4 protein-coding genes are annotated in these 3,945 nt (G+C 57.2%); 1 reads left to right on the top strand and 3 read right to left on the bottom strand.

Annotated elements, in window-relative coordinates; genetic code table 11:
- Positions 1-331: 331 nt before the first annotated feature.
- Complete coding sequence (locus PUT78_RS23125; RefSeq protein WP_274354579.1) at positions 332-763, bottom strand: nuclear transport factor 2 family protein; 432 nt, start codon at positions 761-763, stop codon at positions 332-334.
- 56 nt (positions 764-819) lie between these two features.
- Between PUT78_RS23125 and PUT78_RS23120 the strand changes: the two genes are divergently transcribed.
- On the top strand, positions 820-1,431 hold the full coding sequence (locus PUT78_RS23120) for a TetR-like C-terminal domain-containing protein (RefSeq protein ID WP_274354578.1): 612 nt from the start codon (positions 820-822) through the stop codon (positions 1,429-1,431).
- A gap of 697 nt (positions 1,432-2,128) precedes the next feature.
- Here the strand turns inward: PUT78_RS23120 and PUT78_RS23115 are convergent.
- Positions 2,129-3,256 carry a C40 family peptidase gene (locus tag PUT78_RS23115; protein ID WP_274354577.1) on the bottom strand — a complete coding sequence of 376 codons (1,128 nt, stop codon included), beginning with the start codon at positions 3,254-3,256 and terminating at the stop codon, positions 2,129-2,131.
- 568 nt (positions 3,257-3,824) lie between these two features.
- Positions 3,825-3,945: WYL domain-containing protein (locus PUT78_RS23965; RefSeq protein ID WP_420793559.1), on the bottom strand; the 121-nt coding region annotated here is incomplete at its 5' end.

Raw genomic sequence — 3,945 nt, 5'->3', positions numbered from 1 at the left:
GTGGAAGCTGTGCGGGAAAACCGGGTCCAAGACCGCAATACGGCGATAATTACTATGCCGCATATGTTCGCGATCCTGACGGCAACAAGCTGCAAGCTGTCTGTTACGCGACGGCTGATTGAGGACTGTCGGCTCTGTTCCAGCGTCCGCACCGTCCCGCACACCCGCCATCCGGCTGTGAATCGGCGTGCTGCACCGCCGCAAGTCGGCTTGGAGCCCAAAGCCGCCCGTCACTGCTAGGATAACTAACGGTGACGGGTCCTCCAAGCCGAGTGCTTTTGACGTGGCCGCAGGGCTTCTTGTCGGATCGATCACGAGTAGGCTGATCGCCTTAGCGTGAGTAGGCTTTGGCCATCTCTGCCTGGCCACCGAGTGCCGCAATCAGCACCTGAGGGTTCCAGTAGTCCTGCCAGCGTGCAATCTTACCACTGCGCAGATGAAGTACGCAAATATACTGCTGATTGTATGGAAGACCTGTTTCAGTCCCGCGACCTCGGCAAGAGGCTTCGAAGATGACCACATCAGTTAGTTGATAGACGCTACCCAATGTGAAGTCGCCAAATTCGAGCAGCGGGGCGAGACGGATAGCATGAGCAGCAATGCTCTCCTTACCAACAATCTGTTGCGGCGTGCCTGGGGGCGCAAAAGGATAGTCCAGGACAGCGTCGTCGGTGAAGAGGTCGAGAAAGTTGGTAGCTTCGGCAACTTTATCTCCTAAGGCTGCATGTACGAGCTCGAATAGTGTTGGATACTTGTTGATCATAGCAGGCTCTCATATGAATGGAACGGTAACGTCTCAACCACATAGGGTAGAACACGATGGAACGCAAGAGTTCCGACCGTAAGGCAAGAGCGCCATCCGGAGCGGCGGTGCAAAAAATCGAACTAACAGAGGCGCTATATCGTGCTTTGTTTTTCGAATGGGCTGAACATGGTTTTTCAGCGCTCAGCCTTGAGCGGGTAGCGGCGCGGGCGGGGGCGGGCAAAGCGGCCATCTATCGTCGCTGGCCCGGAAAGCTGCAGTTTGCCGACGAGGCGGTCAATGCTCTGGGGCTCAAGATGGCCGCTTTCGGAGATAAGGGTTCGCTTGAAGCAGACATAAGGGCATTTCACCGTCGCCTGCGTATAGTGTTCAGACATCCCGTAGTGCGTAAGATCCTTCCAGACATCTATGCGGAAGCTGCCCGCTCAGATGAAATGAAGGCGATCAGTGATCGCGTAGCGCAGACGAGACGTGATGAGGCAAAGAAAGTTATTGATCGAGCAATCTCACGTGGAGAATTACCCGAAGCAATCGATCGCGACATCGCCCTCGATTTTTTGCCGTCATCAATATACTGGCGAATGGTGGTGATCAAAAGTTCGCTTTCAGAAGCGCAGCTGCGTCTGCACGCCCAAGGTACAACGGCAGCGCTCAAGTCATTATGGTAAGGCGCGTTTATTGACCTGCATTGCCCCTATCGCTTCACAGGTCCACATTTCATGACCGGCAGCTTCGTCCCGCAATGCGGACGGTCATCAGAGCGCCGATGAAGGCGCTGGTGTGCGCCTCAGGTGGTCAAAACTCAGACGTTTCTGTCCCGGTCGGAATCCACCGTTTTTGACGCATGGGTTCTGGCAAGGGGTTTATGTCCGGTAGCAGACCTTCGTCGGCTATGCGGCGAAATCCCGGTCCGAGCCCAAATTGCACAATGCCGTGGCAAGTTCGAACGTCAGCTTTGCACCTCATTCCGATCCTTCCAGTGCTCGGGGTCTTTTCCTAAAACCTTTCGCCCCAAGGTTCCGGCACCTGCCTGACCGAAGGAAGTGGATTGGAATATTACTGCCGATCGCCGCGACCTATTGCGGCGTCCGGCACCGATAGGAACCGGCCATTCGTCTGGGCGTGAAAGCCCTTTTTCTTCCATCCGGGTCGCCTATTCCTCCGGAACAGCAGGTTCCGAACCGCGCAGGAAAGTTTTTCTGTTCCCCCAGTGAGGGTGTTTTTGGACCTTATGCCGCTCCCTGGCTTTCTCTCCCAGACTACGCCGACCGCAAATCCCTAATGAACTGCGGACTTTTTAATGTGCCACAGAGGCCGGGCGTTGGTTCGCTCGGCCCAGCGTGGAGCCTTGTCTCGACCCTCCATTTATTGCCGCCGGGCGCTTGCTGCGACGAACTCTTCCTCCAGCCTTATGATGGACTGGAGCATCGTTTCGATCTGCCGGTGCATCCGCGCCATACGCTCAAAAATTGGCAGCGGGAAAAGCTGCATAAAAAGCCGACCATACGCATCGGCGTTGTCGCGGTGATGACCCATCGTCTTGCGGTGGCTCGGCAGAACGTCCCTGTAGTGCGCCACCAATCGCGCCAATGTGACCGGGTCGAAGTGACCTGCCGCCAGCGCGCTCGTCTCTCCATCCAGCCGCTCGCTCAACTCATTCAGTCCCGGGAAAAGGAAATCAAAATAGCCGCGTTGCTCGAGCTCTGGCAGCATGACCCCCGAGATCCGTGACGCTGTGGCCCAGTCTAGAAATTGCAGCACATTGAATGCCTCGCCAAGGTTGCGCGGCGGACAGGCGAGTCGAAATTCCGGTGGAAGCGTGAGCTTGGGATAGAGCCCGCGTATAAGCTCAAAAACCTCTTGCGAGGCCTGCACCTCCCGCGCCATCGCCGTGTCTGCGTAAGCCCGATCGCGATCGAACCACCGGTCGATGTCGGCATGTTCCTCCTCAGACAGGACATGCTCCAAAAGGGGGATCGGGCTCACTGGAACCAGCGCTGACTGGCGTGTCAAATCGTTCGGTGAGACTTTCGCTGACGCCTTGGAGACGAGCGGATAGCCAACATTTTCATAGGCCGCCGCTACTACCTGCGAGCAGAACATCGCGGCTGGGTTCGTCTTCCAGGCGCCCGGGATCTTAGTCGCGATCGCACCGCCCAAGCCATATTCCATATGTGCGAACGAGCGTGCCTCCCGAGCCGCGAGGGATCCGGCCTTCGAATCGGGGTGTCGCAGGACCATCCAGTCCGCCGGATCGCGTAAAAAGAACCGGGCATAGCTGATCAGCCTGACGCCCATTTCGACCGCTTCGAGGAAATCGGTGCCACCGAGCCACAGCAGGACATGGCTGTAGGGACCGCCATCGACCGCCATTATGACCTTGCTCGCCGGCCGGTGCCCGCGTTCCAGAATGACATCGCCATCCTGCAGAGCGCTGTGATCGAACCTCCAAACCGATGCCGGGCGTTCACCCGACGTATCTGAACCTTGCATTCCATATCCTTGCCGGTAAAAGCTGGCAGCAGCCTTCTCGTGTGTGAGTCACCCTAACGCGTTCGTTTTGGACACGCATTGTTTAGATGTCGCGGGATTGCTTTGGTCCGGCTCAGAGCCGCTCTACCCTGTCAATCGCTCGCATCCTGATCCATAGGTCATCCGACTAACCAACCCGAAACTGCCTTAGTTTGCGGCGATCGAAGCGCACTTCAAGGAAGAGCGCCGGGAATGACCGAGATGAGGGCGCCATGCTGCCTAGCAGCAATGAGTGTCGCGAATTTCCAGTTTCAACGAGAGCAGACACTGGAGCGTCGGCTGCAGAATGGCAAAATCTGGTCGGGGAAGCCGACGCCAAAGAGCAGATGTCGGGAATGGCGGCTAACCCAGTAGGGGGCCATCAACCAGATTGGCCGCAGTTGGCCCCAGAGCGGCCATTCGTTTGGTCGGAACGAACGGCCGCTCCGTCCCGCACTGCGGACAGCTTTCAGCCCATCGGCGAAGGTCCGCTATGCCGCGCTCAACGGTCAAAACTCTTCCGTTTTTGTCATCGGCGGAATCCACCGTTTTAGGCGAAGTTTGGCAATTCAGCGTCTTGCACGAAGCGCACTTCCAAAAGTTCCACTTCGCTCATCCGGTCGAGCCGAAAATTGCGCAACGCGCGCCTCGCTTCGCACCAACCGCTGACA

Origin of the sequence: Roseinatronobacter alkalisoli, from assembly GCF_028745735.1 — a bacterium.
Lineage (GTDB): Bacteria > Pseudomonadota > Alphaproteobacteria > Rhodobacterales > Rhodobacteraceae > Roseinatronobacter > Roseinatronobacter alkalisoli.
Note: the sequence above shows the minus strand (reverse complement) of the source record. Positions and strands in the feature narration are given on the sequence as shown.